Genomic DNA, 17,730 nt, shown 5'->3' with positions numbered 1-17,730 from the left:
TTTTATATACTTATGAAACGTAGGAATTTTATTGAACTCCTGACATTCACTGGGAGTGCGGTGCTGATAGCACCCTTGAGCACAACGGGTAAAACCCAATCAAAAGTACAGATTGACAAAGACAAAATCCTCGAAAGGCTAAATGCTGATGTGGCAATAATTGGAGGAGGGCTCGGTGGCGTAGCCAGTGCTCTGGCGGCTCTGCGCAATGGGCTTACAGTAGTGTTGACAGAGGAAACTGACTGGCTGGGCGGACAGCTAACATCTCAAGGTGTACCACCAGATGAGCACCAATGGATTGAGAAATATGGAGCTTCCCAACTATATCGAGATTTCAGAAATGGGATCCGAGATTATTACCGAAGGAACTACCCGTTGACAGCAGAGGCCAAGAACGACCCCCTCCTAAACCCTGGAAGTGGTATGGTATCCAGACTCTGTCATGAACCTAAGGTCGCCTTGTCCGTAATAGAGGAAATGATTGCGCCCTATATCTCCAATGGAAAATTGGTCGTCCTATTGAACCACGTACCTATACAGGCCGACACAAAAACAAACCAAGTGAGAGTAGTCGCTGTAAAAAGCAATAAGAACGGAAAGTATAAAAATATAACGGCCCATTATTTCGTAGATGCAACAGAACTAGGAGACCTATTACCATTAACGGGAACAGAATTTATTACTGGTACAGAAGCTAAGTCTACCCATCAGGAGCTACATGCCCCCAAAGTGGGAGACGTTAATAACAATCAAGCCTTTACAATGTGCTTCGCGATAGACCATGTCCCTGGCGAAGACCACACCATCCCTAAGCCGAAAGACTACGACTTCTGGGCAAATCATACTCCGGACTTAAAGCCAGCTTGGTCTGGAAGGATTTTGAGTCTGCAATACTCAGATCCTAGAACATTGAAACCAAAAAATTTAGGGTTTGATCCCAATGGAGTTCCTACAGGCGAAACATTAAACCTTTGGAATTATAGAAAGATTGTCAATAGGGCTCTTTTTTCAGAAGGTTTCTATGATGGAGATATTACTATAGTAAACTGGCCTCAAAACGACTATATGCTCGGAAATATAGTAGGCGCTAATCAAAAAGATTTCGCTAAATATGTCGAACACGCAAAACAGCTGAGCCTATCGCTATTGTATTGGCTACAAACAGAAGCACCACATCCTGATGGAAGAAGGGGTTGGCCCAGTATCAGATTGAGAAAAGACATTATGGGCACAGCAGATGGCATGGCCAAATATCCCTATGTCCGCGAATCTAGGAGGATAAAAGCTGTATTCACGGTCACAGAAGAGCATATCGGGCAGGAGAATAGAGCGTTAGTAGCGACTGCAGGAGAAAATAAAACAAAAGCCGCATATTTCTATGATAGTGTCGGAACCGGCAGCTATCATATCGACCTCCACCCTACATGTGGTGGAGTAAACTATGTAGACTTCCCCTCTTTAAGGTTCCAAATTCCGTTAGGAGCTTTGCTGCCTATACGAATGGATAACATCTTACCCGCAAACAAAAATATTGGAACAACGCATATTACCAATGGTTGCTTTAGGCTACACCCCGTTGAATGGTGTATTGGTGAAGCAGTTGGTATGCTTATAGCTTACGCAAAAAGTAAAAATGTGACTCCAAGAAAGGTAAGGGAACAGAAAGAGCTTTTGAAGGAGTTTCAATCTTTCATCATCTCTCAAGGATTAGAAACGGATTGGCCAGATGAAGATTAAGCCCTCGAAAAAGATTACAGAATAATAAAACAATTTCTAAATCAAATGTAAAGTATCTGTATTTTTGCCAAATGCATATCTGCAGGCATCAGCAAAACAATGTACGCATAAACAAGAAATGGAAAATACAACTATTAATTAGCTTGTTTATGTGTACTTGTATAGATGGAATAGCACAGCGACCTGCAAATGAAATAGAGATAACTAAACACTTGGCAGACACCAGTCGACAAACGGATTTAATAGACCTCGGCAAAGAGCTATTCAAGATAAAACCGATTCAAGATGTAGATAGTACGGGCCAAAAAGTTTATTTTTCCTTCCTCCCCTTCTCAACAAATGTACCCGGCGGGGGACATGCTCTGATTACGTCCACAACTGCTGGCTTCTATTTGGGAGACCGAAAAGACACTTATATGTCGCGAGTCACGTTCACACCCTACACTAATTTTTCAAAAAGATTTGGGCTTCCCATTCGATCATATATATGGTTAGATGAAAACAAATGGGTCATTGATGGAGATATACGCCTCCTCAGGTTTCCGCATGAAACCTGGGGTATAGGCTGGCAGCATGACCATAATGAACAGCTTCGATTAGATTATACCTACTTCAGGTTGTATCAACATGTGCTAAAGAGAGTTAAAGGAGGTTTTTTCTTAGGAGGAGGGTATAACCTAGACTATCGAATGGATATCCATAGTCAAGATGAGACGGCTCTTGAGGAATATACCGGATACCCCTACGGAACGAAACGAAGAGGAAATGTCATGTCATCGGGATTGAGCTTAAACATGATATACGATACACGGGCCAATTCCATAAATCCTTGGGATGGTAATTATGCCAATTTGCAGCTTAGGATGAATCCCCGCTTTATGGGAAGTGATGAGTCATGGCAATCGTTGTTTTTCGAAGCTAGAAGATATCATCGCTTCACCGACAATCCCAACAAACAGCATATGTTGGCTATCCGTAATTTTTTCTGGACAGTATTCAACTCTAAAGCACCTTACCTAGATTTACCTAACCTAGGATGGGATACCTACAATAGTTCCGGTCGAGGATTCCCGACGAGTCGATTTCGAGGAAAATCGCTGTACTATTTAGAAACGGAGTATCGACGTGATATTACAAGAGACGGTCTTTTAGGGTTTGTCGCGTTTACAAATTTCACAACAGTAAGCGGACCCCGAAGCAGTTTATTTTGGAACTGGAATATAGGCGCTGGTGCAGGTGCACGGATTAAATTCAACAAAAATTCGAGCACAAACATCGCAATTGATTATGGGTTTAGTAAATACCACAGAGGAATCAATCTATCATTGGGGGAAGTTTTTTAAGGATATCGTAAAGAGGAGAGACGTGTGTTGACAGTACTAGCTTCGTTACACATAATCAAATCATATATCTATACACTGGGCGACAGGGTTTATACATATTTAATAACATGTTCGTAATCCGCTCCAAATAGCAAAGCCCAGGTATAAGCCAAATCTTAAGACAACAACATCTTTGACAATATCCTCAGTATTCAACAGCCGCTAGCGCTAACCGTTTATGCATAATGCAGGTTTCAACCGGCTTCTGTTAAAATTTGGCTAGCGAAAGCGACGTCAATAATCCAGATTAGGAAGTAGAGATACCGATTTATACTTTTTCGTCTCTACGCTCCTGAGCTGATTTATCCTCGGCGACACCAGCCTTCCAATAAGAAAACGCATAGTAGTCGGAATTGCTCCAGCCCAATTTTTCTTTAAAATAGGACCGTAATGCCTTTACAGAACTATACTCACAAGCGATATAGGCAAACTTAGACTCTTTAGCCGACAAATCTACCTCTATTGCTTGATTATAAAGATTGCTACCGCTTTCGGGATGAGGATTAATAAGCCATTGGATTTGGAACCCCGGATGCCGGACCTCAGGGTGTATATCTGCTTCGCTCGGAATTTCAAGGATACAGTGCCCTTTAGCATCAGCAGGAAGGCTTTCGAGAATACAGCAGATTACCGGAATAGCAGTGGCATCTCCAATCAAGAAATACCAGTCTACGTGCGGACAAAGATTACTGTTCTTTATTTTCATTGCAACACCCAGCTGATCAGACTGTTTAGCATTACGCGCCCAACTAGAGGCTGGACCGTTGTCTCCATGGTTGACGAAATCTATTGTTATTTCGTTAGTGGCAGGGTCTAAGGCCCTATGTGTGTATGTTCTGACAATAGGTTTCAAATTTTCATCTGGCATTACCCATTCTCCCCGTTCTTGATTGAAAGTAGCAAATTGGACCTTTTTCTGATCATGTGGAGGAATAAAAATCTTATTATTTGCCCCTAAATTACATTTTTCGAAATCTGTAGGTTCGTCAGCCCTCAACTTGATTCGGATATAGTGGGGCGTAATATATTCTTTATTGGTTACTTTAAATATGTGCTTTGATATGATTGGTTTTTCCATCTCTAAAAATTTTACTACTATATTTATAAACTGTATTCTTGGTGTTTAACTCTTTTGCTCCACCTATAATTGACAAGGGCTAAATCTCGTTATTTAATCAGGTCAACAATATCAGCCACCATCAAGTCTACGGATGTAAGTCCTCCTCCAGAGATAAACCATACGTTGGGATCGAGATAGAAAATCTTTCCATTTTTATACGCTTTTGTTTGCTGGATTAACTGGTTTTCAACTTCTCCTCGATTCGCCACCTTCCCCATTACTGCAGCATTCCGATCGACAATGAATAGATAATCAGGATTAGCTTCTGCAATCAATTCATTAGATACACGCTGCCCATGAACAGACTCATCCTGTAAGTCTAATATTGGTTTGATACCCAATACATCATGCACAAAACCAAATCTTGAGCCTTTGCCAAAAGCACTAAATTTGCCGTTGTTATAAATTAAAAACAATGCTTTGTGAGGGTCTTGGATAAATTTAGCTTGAGCAGCGTTAATCTTTGCATGCAGGGTTTCCACTTTGGCTTGGGCAAGTTCTTGCTTTGAAAAAATCCTCGCTATCAACTCTACATTTTTTTCAAAGGACGGAAGATAATTTTTACTATCAGTACCGATAAAAACGGTAGGAGCGATTTCGCTCAATTCATCATAGAATCGTTCCTGTCGCGTGGAGATAAGAATTAAATCAGGTCGTAGGCCTGAAATGGCTTCAAAATCGGGCTCAATGACAGACCCTACGTCGGCGATATCTGCATCAGACCTGAAATCGGAAAGATAGTTCGGTAAGAATTTTTTCGGAATACCTGTCGGTTTTACTCCTATTTCTTTCATGGTTTCTAATGCACCAATGTCCAAAACCACTGTCTTCTGCGGGTTAAGAAGCAACTTTGTCTGACCATGTTTATGCTCTATGGTAATAGAGTCCGCGGATGTCCCTACTTCGCTTTCTCTTTTTCCAGACTGACAGGATATACCCAACAGAAGCAATACGGTATTTACCAAAAGTCCATAGCGCATTTTGCATTGCATGTTTTTTATCATATTACAGATTAAAATAATTACAGATTTTTCTATTATTTCTTTCAACGATATCGAATTCGATATCAAAGATTTCTTGAAGAACGGCTGCATCTATCACCTTATCAACCGCATCATCATAGCATATCTGACCATCTTTTAGGGCAATAATATGGTCGGAATATTGAGCGGCAAAATTGATTTCATGGATGACAATAACAATAGTCTTACCCAACTCATCAACCAACCGCCTCAAGGTTTTCATGACGTGCACAGCATGCTTCATGTCTAGATTATTGAGCGGTTCGTCCAACAGTATGAAGTCTGTATCCTGTGCAATAATCATGGCAATAAAAGCCCGCTGTCGCTGTCCTCCACTAAGCTCGTCTATATACGCATGCTGTAGTTCCAACAAATCGGAAAATGCTAGAGCCTCCTCTACTCGTTGCCAATCCAACTGGCCTAACCGCCCTTGACCGTAGGGAAATCGACCAAAAGACACCAAGTCTCTGACTGTGAGTTTGAGATCGAGGTGGTTGGACTGCTTCAAAATAGATAGTTTTTTAGCCAAATCAGCTCCTTTATACGTCCCAAGGTCTTTATCATAGAAACTGACCGCCCCTCCATCTTGCTTTATCAACCTACTCATAATAGACAGCAAGGTACTTTTCCCAGCTCCATTGGGCCCGATAAGCGAAGTTATCTGTCTATTCGGTATACCTCCAGAAAGACGCTTTAACACGTCTTTATTACCATATCGCTTCACAATAGCCTCAAATCTCAGCTTATTCTTTTCCGTGTTATCCATAATAAATAAATAAAATATACCCCTCCGACAAAATTTATAATTATACTGACTGAAGTGGAAAAACGGAGCACATGTTCAACCAAAAATTGCCCCAATACCAAACTGAGGCAGGCTATAACACTACATATAATCAACATATATCTATGCTGTCGAGTTCTAAACAATTCATAAGTTAAATTTGTTACCAAGATTCCCAAAAAGGTAATTGGACCAACCAATGCGGTGGATACAGACACCAAAAGGGAGATAATCAACAAAAATCGACGGACCAATTTATCATAATCCACCCCGAGATTGACGGCATGATCTTTGCCCAAGGCCATTACATCCAGATATTTCAAATTTAAACTGGTATAGACTATCGCTATGAGCATGGTAATACTAGCGATACTCAGCAGTTTAGTATTCATCTTGGCAAAGGACACGAACATAAAATTTTGGACAATCGAAAACTCATTTGGATCAATCATAATGTGCAGGAACTGACTCAAAGTGAGGAACAAGGTTCCCAACACCATACCCGTGAGTAAAAGGTAGTACATACTCTTCTTGTTCCTCCCAAACAATAGTAAATACATGACTAAAGAAAATCCTAACATCATTAATATGGCGTAAAAAAAATTCTCTTGCTGAGTTATAACTTTAAAAGCACTGTCACCGTAAAAAAAAACGATCACTGTCTGAAAAAGGATAAAAATGGCTTCATAGCCCATGATAGAAGGTGTCAATATCCTGTTGCTGGTAATTGTTTGAAAGATAATAGAGGAAAAGGCCACGCTTACACCGACTACCAACATACTTCCCAATCGAATCGTGCGCTTTTCGATAGAATAGTTGTTGGAGAAGTCTATATCATAAAACATAAATATGGCCACCATAATAAATAGCGACACTACAATTATCAAAAACTTAATTCCCGATCTCACTATTGCTTCTTTAAAATCAAAATTAAAAACACGATACTTCCGATAATCCCAACGGTCATACCAATCGGGATTTCGTAAGGATATACCAATACTCTACCAATCAAATCACATATCAGGAGAAACACCGCTCCGGCATAGGCAATAATGGGTAGGATCTTGCGTAAATTATCTCCGAACACCATACTGATGAGATTAGGAATAATCAGTCCAACAAAAGGTATTGCACCAACGGTGACGACCGACGAACTGACAACAACAGACACTGTGAATAAACCTATATACACAATGGAAGAATAAGACAGTCCTAGGCTCTTGGCAAAACTCTCACCCATACCTGCAATAGTAATTTTCTCGGCGTAAAAATAAATCAATATCACCGCTGGCAGAATAACATAGATAGCCTCGTATTGTCCCTGTATTACTCCAGAGAAATCCCCTAACAACCATTCTTGCGTATTCTGTACGATACCCTGTTTGTAGGCAAAAAAAGTTGAGATAGCGCTCAGGATACTGCCCAACATCAGACCGACCAACGGAATAAAAACCGTACTTCTTAATTTTATCTTGCTAACAAAGAAAATAAACAGGAAGGATGTAAGAAAAGTGAACAACAGCGCAAATAGCATCCTAATTAACAAAGTAGACTGCGGGAAAAATATCAATGCCGTGAGGATTCCCATCTTCGCAGCCTCTAAAGCCCCAGAGGTGGTTGGAGAGACAAACCTATTTTGAGAAAGTTGCTGAAGAACAAATCCTGCGATACTAAGACCTGCACCAATAAGAACCAGAGCCAATGTACGTGGAAGTCGACTAACAACCAAAAACAAGAGTTGATCACGATCGGTAAAAAGTTCTGCAAAGTAGATATCTTTTACTCCGGTGAAGAGTGATACCCAACACAATAACGAAATAATCAATAGAGCTATTGACCACAGTAGATATTTATTCCCAGACAAGCTCAAATTCTCCCATACTATTTAACAACAATTCTTGAGTGGCCTCTAGCCACCCAAGAATCCAAAACAAACTATAATAAAAGCCATCCCGTAGCCTACTTTGGCCTACGAGGTAGCAAGGTATCCATAAGGATATTAATTTAATTTGGTAATCGTATCTCCATTGGTGTCCACGACTACAGGCTGTCCTTCAACAGGCCTTCCTCCTTTGGCTTTATTAATGACAAAGGCGGTGCCGGAGTTGGGATCGACTTTTACATGATTAGGATGTGAACCCGTATGCGCATCACCTATCACTTCGTAGGTCTTGGCGTCGATGATGGTTGTTGTTCCAGTTTGACGATTGGCGGAATATAATCTATTCTTGACAGCATCATAAGCGATACCTATAGCCCCTGCTCCTGTCGGAATACTCTTAATCAATTTTCCGTTAGAATCTAACACTGTAACTGTACCCGACTTTTGGTTAGCGACAAACAATCGTTGTCCATCACTGGTAATATTTACGGGTTGATCTCCCCCAGAAGGAAATGTCTTTTCGACCTTTTTGCTTTTTGTGTCGACCACATACACCGAATTGTCGCCAATTACTGTTAGATAAATTTTGTCCTTACCGTTGACGAATGTCATGCCTGTAGCCGTCTTACCTAAATTTCCGATGGCATGCAGAAACTTATTTGTCTGGCCGTCTACCACCCAAATATTACTAGGATCGCCTACATCGGAGATGTACACGAGATTATTGTCCTCATCAACCAATACTTCTCTAGTATGCGAATTTTCGGCGCCGTTGGTAATAGTAGCGACCAACTTGCCTGTCTTTAGATCTACCGCACTTACGGAATTAGTTCTCGTATTGGTGGTATACACGACCTGTGTCTTATTATTAATGCCAATACCGAAAGGTGGATTTTCCTTCAGGCTGATACTATCCACGATAGAGAGGTCACTCGGGTTAATTTTGTAGATAGCCCCTCCTGGATTCAATCTAGAGCCAGCACCAGTTACATAGATATGTCCGTCTTTGGAGCTTATTACAGCTTCATAGACACCCGTGCCGGCACGGGAAGATTTTTCAACCTCTTGGGCCGAGGAGGATATTGAAACCATCAACAAACCAGAAGCCAATAGCAAGGCTTTGGATGGATGTGAGCTACCATGTTTGAATTTACTTACATTCATATTTTATTGTTTTATGCGTGAAGAATTTGATTTTGCTTGCCAATAGGCGTAAAATTTTTTAAATGCATGCTGCCAATAGATAGCGTTATGCTTCCCTTCAGGATGTATATTGATAGCGAGGTCTCCTTCAAAATGGTGTTGCATCCAAGAATAGTATCGATCTAGATCTAACTTCATATTACTGTGGGCGTCCATTTTTCCAAATCTTCTCTCCTTTTCACCTATATAGAAATAGAACTTTTGTTGATTTCGACACGCCTCACATTCCTTTAGCAATTCATCTGAATAGCGATACAAATTATCCTCATCCATCCATATAGATGGGGAGAAGGCGCCGACGGTACCAAAGATTGTTGGATATTTCAATCCCCCATAAATGGAAATAAGTCCGCCAAGGGAACTCCCAACAATAGCAGTATTGACCGAATGTTTCAATGTTCTATAGTTTCTATCCACGTAGGGCTTAAGACTGTTGACAATATCATCCAGATATAACCACCCTTGGGGATTCGAAGTATCTTGTCCCGAGTGGACCATAAACTCCTGTTGCCGAACATGATAGTCTTGTGCATGATCTATAGCCACGACGATAGATGCATATGGCGCTTTATCGATGGTTTTGTCGACCATCCATTCTATTGGCCCAGCCCTCCCAACCGATGTCGCTTCGTCAAAAAGATGCTGACCATCATGCATATAGATAACTGGATAATGCACAGTGGTAGTTAAATAATTTTTGGGGAGGTATATCCATACTCTTTTGTAAACATTCAATCCTGGGAAATAGAAATAATCATCAAGAATGCGAACTTGCTTACTTACTGTAGATTTGGGGAAAAGATCGCGCCAGCCATCAATATTCAGCGTAATCTCGGCATCACCTTCAATTTGTGCAACATGTGGCAAACCCAACACCCCGTCTTTAGAAGAAGATAAGGTATCCCAACTGCCACGAGTGACCTTAAGTTCTAACTCACCGACCTCTACCCCAGGAAGAACAATCGACACCTGCTCCCCTTCTGTTGGTATAACCCCAACTCTTAGGTGATCGGAGGCCCAGTTATTGAATGTACCAGCCAAGTACAAAGGTTCTCCAATAAAGCTATCGCTGTTATTAAGAATATTCACTTTAACCTGGTACAACATCTTGGGCATAAAAATTTCTTGCTTGAGAACATTAACTTCGAACGGCACTAATTTAGACACATTCTAAACAAATAGCAAGTTTTATTTAAATTAATTCTAAATAACTATATCTTTGTGATTACGTTAATCGAATAAAAACTTTACATGGATATAAAAAAAGGTCTTATCCTATCTTACATACTATTAATTTCATCATACTCGGCATGGGCACAACAGGGTGGTTCTGTCACTGTTCAAGTCTTAGATCAAACAACTAGAATACCTATAACGTCTGCAACGGTAACTATTGCAGATATTGCCGGTAGTACGAATCAAGCAGGCTCAGTCACACTCACTCCTATTCTTGCGGGTCAACATCAGATTCATATCCAAGCACTTGGGTATGAGCTATTCGGCGACGTCATCACAAAATATAGTGAAGAAAATCTCGAGCTGATTATTTCAATGAAGGAGAGCAGTAAACTAATAGAGACGGTGACAGTCGAGGGACGTACTGAAAATCAAAGAGTCAAACAGGCTCCTATCCGATCAATATTTATTGATACTAGAGCAGTATCGGCACAAGCCACCTCCCTGACAGACTTAATGAACCGCAGTACAGGAATCAGAATCAGACAAAACGGTGGTATGGGTAATCGACCAGAGATTTCAATCAATGGATTTCAAGGCAAAGCCATCAAATACTTTAAAGATGGTATTCCAATTGATTACATGGGTGATGGTTACAATTTATCTTCACTTCCGGTTGAGATGTTGGATCACATCGAAGTTTACAAGGGCGTACTGCCTGTGTCTTTGGGTGCCGATGCGCTCGGGGGTGCCATCAACCTGGTCTCCAACTCCAAAGTAACGAATCGACTAAAAGGGTATTATGAAATGGGATCGTTCGGCACATATCGAATAGGTTTACTAGCCTCAATGGTGACAAAAGACCAGAAGTGGGGATACGGGGCGGAGCTATATCACAACTATGCCAAGAACGATTATAAAGCTTTGGTCTATGAGAAAAATCCAGAGACGAGTAACCTCGATCCATACAGGCTGCCCATGTTTCACAATGCTTACAAACATTACCTTGCAGAAGTATACGCCAGTGTTAAAAACAGACGTTGGACGGATGAACTCCGATTAAGTGTGGTCGGCTTTGACCTGCTCAAGGAACAACAACACCCCGCACTGATGACAGATGCCTATGGTGCGTTGCATAGTAAACAAAACACCATCCTACCATCCCTGCGCTATAAATGGAGCGCACTGGACAATAAATTACGTATAGATCAATATACTTCATTCAATATATTACAATCTCAACGTATAGACACACTTCACGGAAAATATGACTGGTTTGGCAATTTCACTCCACGATCAACACCCGGAGAGAGTCGCCTTCCATCCGAATCCAAGGTCGACGAGAAACAATGGCTTATACGGACTAATCTGAGCTACCTATTAAGTCCAACGTCCAAAATAGAATTAAATCATGTGTTCACGGCGGTGAACCGTTCAGGAAAGGACCCATTAGGTCCCCGTTTACAAAATACGGATATCGATCTGCTATCTCTAACGTCTCACTACAGAAAGGATGTATTAGGGCTATCCTTGGAAAATTCATTTTTAGACGAAAGACTTCAGAATCAGTTAATTGGTAAATACTATAAGTACCGAGCATCAGGATATCAAAACACATGGCTCTCCGTTGATATCACCGAGAAGGACCAGCGAAATATTTCGGGTAGCTACTGGGGAATCACGGAAGCTATAAAGTACAAACTCTCATCCAACTCACTCATCAGGGCGTCTGCAGAATATACCTACAGATTGCCTGAACGCGAGGAACTTTTTGGAAACAATGTATTTGTTGTTCCTAATTTTGAATTAAATCCTGAAAAGAGCATCAATCTCAATGTAGGACTCCAGAGCGCTATATCCCAAAACCTCTCTGCTGAAATCAATACATTCTATAGAAATACGAAGGGGGTAATATTACTGATTCCCATACAAGCACCCAATACTCAGTATCAAAACCAAGAGGATACCAAGGGCTATGGCGTAGACCTCGACTTAGCTTATCGCATCTCCAAAAATTACAAATTAACCGGTAATGCAACCTGGCAAAATTTACGTTTGAATGGGATTACTGACGCGCAACATACATGGAAAAATGATGCCCGGTTGCGGAATACGCCTTACTTCTTCACCAATGCCGGAGCTTCAGCTAAATACGAGCATCTATTTATGCAGTCAGATTTACTTGACATATTTGTTCACTACAATTTTATGCGGGAATTCTATCTAGAGACAATCCCTAAAGATTTGGAACCCGGAGGATTCTTGGGCCTCTCTGGAAGTGCAAAACTAAATTCAGATCTCATCATCCCAAATCAACATTTGTTGAATGCTGGATTTACATATGGCTTTTACAACAGACAGATACATCTAGGTGCTGAAATCCGCAATATCCTAAATAAGGATGTGTACGATTACTATCGCGTGCAACGCCCTGGAAGAAGCTTTCATATAAAACTGACTTATCAATTATAAAATCGTAAACATTATAAATACATCTATTATGCATATACGCAAATTAAAATCAGTATTCGTTTATCTTCTAGCAACAGCTTTATTTACGAGCTGCGGTAAAGACTCTCCATCACCAGCGCCTGAAGAACCTAAAGGGCAAGACAAGTATGTACTGATAACCATGAGTGACAATAACCTCCAAAAGCCAGGTTTTGTAACAGCCTTTAATGAACTTCCTAGTGGCAATGTTATCAATAATGGAAGCAATAGCTTACAAGGATTGGGATTTGGAGGTTGGAGGCCCCAAGGAAATCAACTATTTAAGATGTTCAGCACCCAGACAAATGCTCTTGGCATCGAAGAGCTGGAAGTCGATATCAATGGTAAGATAAAAGCCAGCAAATTCATCGCTACTGACAACAATACGAACGGATCAGGAAACTTCGTAATAGTAGACGCCAACAGCGGCTACTATTGGGATGGAGCAGCGCCTCTAAAAATACAGACCTTCAACCCCAAAACAATGGCCAGAACAGGAGATCTCGATTTGACTGCAGCAGTAGAGGAACGCGGCAAGAACATTCCCGAGATTCTATACCGGTCTATTGGTCAAAAATTCTTGGCTGTTAAAAACGGAAAGTTATTTGCCAATATTACCTACGCTAAGACTAACGCTGCTCAAAAAGGATTCTTTGATGATTATTTTCCAGATGTCTATATCGCTGTAATCGATATCGCTAGCGGAAAATACGAAAAGACTATTAGGATTGAGGACACGGGGTCCATCGCTTACATCAATGACAACAATATGTATGATTTTGACACCAATGGAGATCTCTACGTCGTGACCCAAGGCAGAAGTGCTACGGGTGGCAAATCAAAAATTGTGAGGATAAAAGCCACGGAAACAGATGTAGATAAAACTTGGAGCTTAAACATGGATGAAATCCAAAATGGAGGAAAATTTGTTTCAGTATTTGCAAAAGATGGTAAAATTATCACCGTAATTCCAAACCAACCTTTAACAGGAGGCAAAGATGGTAATATCAATTTTGAAAATGTATGGGATTTCTACCAAATTGACATCACAAGTAAGCAACGCACAAAAATTTCAGGTATTCCCTCCGTCACCAACCCAGGAGCTGCATTTTGTGCCATCGAGCTCGATGGCAAGATTTTGCTAAGGGTAAATACAAAAGAAGGTAGTCAAAATGGCTATTATGAACTTAAAGGGACCTCCGCGTCGTCGGTATTCAATGTTACTGCTGGAGGCTCAGTATCGGGGCTATATAAAGTGACGGCCCAATAAATAATCTCACGGAGGTCAGCAGCAGTATTTTCTGTCGTCCCAACCCAACCCCAGCAACGTAAACTTGGCTCAGGGATGCAGAAAATACTGAGTTATTGCTTCACAAAACGAACACTGTCGATTATGATAGTCTGATCTTTGAAATCAGAGGGCATCTGCCCCTTGAACAGCCACAAATTCAGCTTCAGTTTTTCGTTCTTTGCCTTCGGAACATGCTTACCCTTATAGAGCCAGTGTTGGAGCACAACGTCCGCTCCAACACTGGCTCTATAACTACTCTGAAAGGCGATATGTTGCTCCTGCCAATCAAAAGAATGAACGGTCTGTCCTAAGCCAGGGGCTATATCAAATCTCTTTTTATTGCCTACTATTTCGGAAGGTTGCGATGCAAACTGTGCATTTTGATTCTCAGCCACCGACCATTTCGAAAACTCGATATCGATTTCTTCTTCGTCATTAAGGTAAGTAAAGAGTCCCGCGACAACATTCCGATCCAGTTGATTGATATCAGAGCCTATGTAAAACACATACTTACCATAGCCCATCGATTTTTTGGCGGTAATCCCCGCGCAATACCATTGACCTCCCTCCTGTCGTATTTTGAGGTGCAGCCTACCTTCCGTATCTAGCCAGACATTCTTGTCTGAATCGGAAAATAGATTAGGTCCTGGACCGGCGGTCTTATTATTCGTCGTGCGGACAATCCAATCCATTCCCGAAAAACTGATTACCCTATCAGTGGGTGCTATAGGTCCATCTATCTCACCCGATGAACGTCCACAATTGACGAAGAATAAAACAATGGCTATTATTAAAATGTTAAAACCACAGCTTTTCATATTATTTTGCAACGACGTTTATTTTTATATCTTCCAATACGGCACCTGCCTTGTCTCTTCCAGTCAGCACCAAGGCTTTCGTACCAAGCGTGTTACCATCATGAATAAAAACCATGTTCTTGAGATCTAAATCCAACTGGCTAAAGCGACTTCCTTTTTTCATCACCTCGGCGCCCTTAACAAGCCATCCGAATGTGGGCAATTCTTCAATGGTATAAATAATATCCCCAGCCGAAGCGCCGCCTACTTGTATATTCTCATTGGAAAGTACGTACATTCCCCCATTACTGACTTCAAAATCCTTTTGCTTTTCCAAGACCAATTCCGAATCACCTGTTGCCAAGGTGGCAATCAACATCGGCGGAGCCAATGTAGCATGCTCCTTGGATGCAATCTCATCAGTCTCATCTGAGCCAGGTTGTCCATCTAACAGGAATGATTTAAGACCTGCAGGCTGCTTATCCTTGTAGTAGTCCGTAAGATCAAATTTAAATGTACTCACTTTACTGGTTTTTATAGATGCAATACGAGGACTAGTGGGGAATATCGTGTTAGTAAAATTCAAAGAGGCTTCCGACCAAGACGTACTTGGCGTTTCAAAGAGATTGAGGTCGACACCTTTTGCAGCTGTAAACGATACTGCCAATTGTAACTGGAGGTCGGTCACAACACCCTCCTTAGTAAAGTCAGCAAAATCAAACATCAGGAGAGCTTTACGGTCATAGTCCCCGTTATTGCTCACATTTTTGATTTTCAAGAGCGGGTTGGTACCAAAGTTTTTGGTAGACTCGGCCCCGCCATTGATATAGCTATCATGCTTAGGATATATCGTATCCTGCAATAGATTTGGATTTACGGCATTCGCATCTCCTGTTGGAGCCGAATAGAAGACAACAAAGTTCACCACGTGGATTACACCATTATCAGGCACTAGGTTGGACGTCCGGATTTGCCATTGTCTATTCGTACCCTCATTGACCAGACCTACGTATGTACTAGTATGGGACAAGTACATTGTCTGTCCATTTTCAGTAGTATACGCAATAGGCTTGTTACTGGGCGCCAACTCTGGGTTGTTGAAATTCACGACCTCCTTTACAATATGATACCGCAAGATATTCTTCAGAATAGGAAGTGGGATAGCTTCTATAGACGTATAGCCATTCTCTTTTAAATAACTTTCAAAGGCTTGATTATTGGGCGCAATAAAAGTGGCCGAACTAGTCCCTTCATAAAAGGATTTGAACTCTACCCGCTCAATGGCATCGGCAAGCAAGGAAAGAGATTCATTTCCTTTGATGTAGGCCCACGCAGACATATTGAGTTTACTGTTATCAGGAGCATGTTCGTAGTCGAAGCTTTCTTGGATTTCACAACTAAAGAGCAAAACCAACATACTAGTCCCCATTAGGAGATTCGTCATTATATGTTTTATCTTTCTCATAAGATTACTTATAAAATTCGTTTTGTTTCAAATTCGGGTTCCGCAGGACAGCGCTTTCATGTATAGGCCATACGAGATTACGTTGATCGGTAAGACCGTTTACAGGTTTCATCGTGGAGATAGCCGTTCCAGTACGAACCAAATCAAACCAACGATGCCCCTCAAAGCTTAACTCTATCGAGCGCTCATGCAATACTGCAGTAACCAGATTTCCGTATAGATTGTTGGCAGCTGCCTCATCCATTACCGAAAGCCCAGCACGACGACGTATACGATTAAGCAAGTCCAGTGCCTCGGTTGGTTGATTTAATTGCGCATGCGCCTCAGCTTTTAGCAAAACGATATCGGCCAGTCTAGTCAACACAATGTTATTAGAAGATGGATCGGGACTTTCATCGTTAAAACCCTGACCAAAGAACTTCCATATCTTGCGTGGCTGCACTTCGGTAACGTCATAAATGCGAGCCTTACGAAGGTCTCCCGGCTCAATAGACGCGATAAAACGGGAACTAGGGACATAGTCACTGTCCGACCCAATAGCATACAATATACGCAGGGCATTGGTCTGGGTCTCGTTGTAGCCTACCTCGAAAATACTTTCTGTACTTGTTCCTTTGACGAAAATATCGTTCCAGTCGCTCATGGATACCAAGCTATACTGCGAATCACCTATTACTTTCTCTGCCGCATCAATCGCTTTGTCATATTTCTTTTGCCACATGTAAAGCTGCGTCAAAAAGGCATAAGCAGCTCCCTTGGTCATGAGTACCCGATTGCGCGCGCCAGAATAGTTGCTAGCACAGTTTTCTGTAGCAAAAATCAAATCCTCTTCAACTTTGGCCAATACCTCTGCTTCGGTATTTTGCTGAACGAACAACTCCTGTTCCACACTTTCATAGGGCTCTGTAATCAGGGGAACTTGCCCCCATATACGCACTAGATAGAAATAGGCTACGGCACGTAAAGCATGTGCCTGCCCCAGCAACTGTCTCTTCAAGTCACTATCACCATCTCCAAATACCTGTGGAGTGTATTTAATAGCATAGTTAGCGCGAGATACCAAGGTATAGAAATTATCCCAGCGAGCCGAGTTAATGATAGGGGTAAGAGTATTTTGCTGTAAGGCAAAAGGATCCCCCGAATGACGCGTCGTCACATTGTCTGCCCGCCCCTCTCCCCAGTAGGCAAAGTTAAGGCGAAATAGCGATTGCATACTGTTGTAGATTCCATTGACACCCGCTTGTGCGTCACTAGGTTTCTTGTAGAACCCTTGTCCTGAAAAATTACTGATAGGCTCTTTATCCAAAAGTGAATCTGAACAGGCGGAAACAGCCAACAACATCAAACCTGTAGCGATATATTTAAAAGATCTTTTCATGGC

The 17,730-nt window shown here is 41.5% G+C and carries 14 protein-coding genes; 4 read left to right on the top strand and 10 right to left on the bottom strand.

From position 1 onward, the window contains the following. Positions 1 to 12 precede the first annotated feature (12 nt). Positions 13 to 1,737: an FAD-dependent oxidoreductase gene (locus OQ289_RS01100; RefSeq protein ID WP_270089028.1), complete on the top strand. Its 1,725-nt coding sequence runs from the start codon at positions 13 to 15 to the stop codon at positions 1,735 to 1,737. Between the two features lie 149 nt (positions 1,738 to 1,886). Then, positions 1,887 to 3,080, top strand: a complete 1,194-nt coding sequence (locus OQ289_RS01095) for a BamA/TamA family outer membrane protein (protein ID WP_270089027.1) — start codon at positions 1,887 to 1,889, stop codon at positions 3,078 to 3,080. A gap of 307 nt (positions 3,081 to 3,387) precedes the next feature. On the opposite strand, the gene OQ289_RS01090 is transcribed toward OQ289_RS01095, so the two are convergent. The 7 genes from OQ289_RS01090 to OQ289_RS01060 form a co-directional block, all read right to left on the bottom strand. Continuing rightward, a complete protein-coding gene (locus tag OQ289_RS01090; protein WP_270089026.1) occupies positions 3,388 to 4,197 on the bottom strand; it encodes a siderophore-interacting protein in 810 nt (269 codons plus the stop codon). 89 nt (positions 4,198 to 4,286) lie between these two features. Continuing rightward, on the bottom strand, positions 4,287 to 5,231 hold the full coding sequence (locus OQ289_RS01085) for a siderophore ABC transporter substrate-binding protein (RefSeq protein ID WP_270089025.1): 945 nt from the start codon (positions 5,229 to 5,231) through the stop codon (positions 4,287 to 4,289). A gap of 13 nt (positions 5,232 to 5,244) precedes the next feature. Beyond that, on the bottom strand, positions 5,245 to 6,027 hold the full coding sequence (locus OQ289_RS01080; RefSeq protein WP_270089024.1) for an iron ABC transporter ATP-binding protein: 783 nt from the start codon (positions 6,025 to 6,027) through the stop codon (positions 5,245 to 5,247). After that, the gene (locus tag OQ289_RS01075; RefSeq protein WP_270089023.1) at positions 6,000 to 6,953 is read right to left on the bottom strand and encodes an iron chelate uptake ABC transporter family permease subunit; all 954 of its coding nucleotides are present in this window, start codon (positions 6,951 to 6,953) and stop codon (positions 6,000 to 6,002) included. Before OQ289_RS01075 ends, OQ289_RS01080 begins: the two co-directional genes overlap by 28 nt. Further along, on the bottom strand, positions 6,953 to 7,870 hold the full coding sequence (locus OQ289_RS01070; protein WP_270089022.1) for an ABC transporter permease: 918 nt from the start codon (positions 7,868 to 7,870) through the stop codon (positions 6,953 to 6,955). Before OQ289_RS01070 ends, OQ289_RS01075 begins: the two co-directional genes overlap by 1 nt. Positions 7,871 to 8,044: 174 nt before the next feature. Continuing rightward, positions 8,045 to 9,091: a YncE family protein gene (locus OQ289_RS01065; RefSeq protein WP_270089021.1), complete on the bottom strand. Its 1,047-nt coding sequence runs from the start codon at positions 9,089 to 9,091 to the stop codon at positions 8,045 to 8,047. A 3-nt stretch (positions 9,092 to 9,094) separates the two neighbouring features. Continuing rightward, complete coding sequence (locus OQ289_RS01060) at positions 9,095 to 10,246, bottom strand: alpha/beta hydrolase (protein ID WP_270089020.1); 1,152 nt, start codon at positions 10,244 to 10,246, stop codon at positions 9,095 to 9,097. A gap of 135 nt (positions 10,247 to 10,381) precedes the next feature. Here OQ289_RS01060 and OQ289_RS01055 point away from each other — a divergent pair, with 135 nt between their 5' ends. Both OQ289_RS01055 and OQ289_RS01050 read left to right on the top strand, forming a co-directional pair. After that, complete coding sequence (locus OQ289_RS01055) at positions 10,382 to 12,778, top strand: TonB-dependent receptor (RefSeq protein WP_270089019.1); 2,397 nt, start codon at positions 10,382 to 10,384, stop codon at positions 12,776 to 12,778. Between the two features lie 28 nt (positions 12,779 to 12,806). Continuing rightward, entirely contained in the window at positions 12,807 to 14,066 is a 1,260-nt protein-coding gene (locus OQ289_RS01050) for a hypothetical protein (protein WP_270089018.1), read from the top strand. Between the two features lie 92 nt (positions 14,067 to 14,158). Here OQ289_RS01050 and OQ289_RS01045 read toward each other — a convergent pair whose 3' ends face one another. The 3 genes from OQ289_RS01045 to OQ289_RS01035 are packed head-to-tail and all read right to left on the bottom strand — an operon-like array spanning position 14,159 to position 17,727. Continuing rightward, positions 14,159 to 14,917, bottom strand: coding sequence for a glycoside hydrolase family 16 protein (locus OQ289_RS01045; RefSeq protein WP_270089017.1), 759 nt, complete (start codon positions 14,915 to 14,917; stop codon positions 14,159 to 14,161). Beyond that, positions 14,907 to 16,349 (bottom strand): CBM96 family carbohydrate-binding protein, encoded by a 1,443-nt coding sequence (locus tag OQ289_RS01040; RefSeq protein ID WP_270089016.1) that lies wholly within the window; start codon positions 16,347 to 16,349, stop codon positions 14,907 to 14,909. Before OQ289_RS01040 ends, OQ289_RS01045 begins: the two co-directional genes overlap by 11 nt. Positions 16,350 to 16,353: 4 nt before the next feature. Continuing rightward, positions 16,354 to 17,727 carry a RagB/SusD family nutrient uptake outer membrane protein gene (locus OQ289_RS01035; RefSeq protein WP_270089015.1) on the bottom strand — a complete coding sequence of 458 codons (1,374 nt, stop codon included), beginning with the start codon at positions 17,725 to 17,727 and terminating at the stop codon, positions 16,354 to 16,356. Between the last annotated feature and the right edge of the window lie 3 nt (positions 17,728 to 17,730).

This window comes from Sphingobacterium sp. SYP-B4668, from assembly GCF_027627455.1.
In the GTDB taxonomy this organism is placed as follows: Bacteria; Bacteroidota; Bacteroidia; order Sphingobacteriales; family Sphingobacteriaceae; genus Sphingobacterium.
The sequence above is the reverse complement of the archived record's forward strand: the minus strand, read 5'-3'. Positions and strand labels throughout refer to the sequence as shown.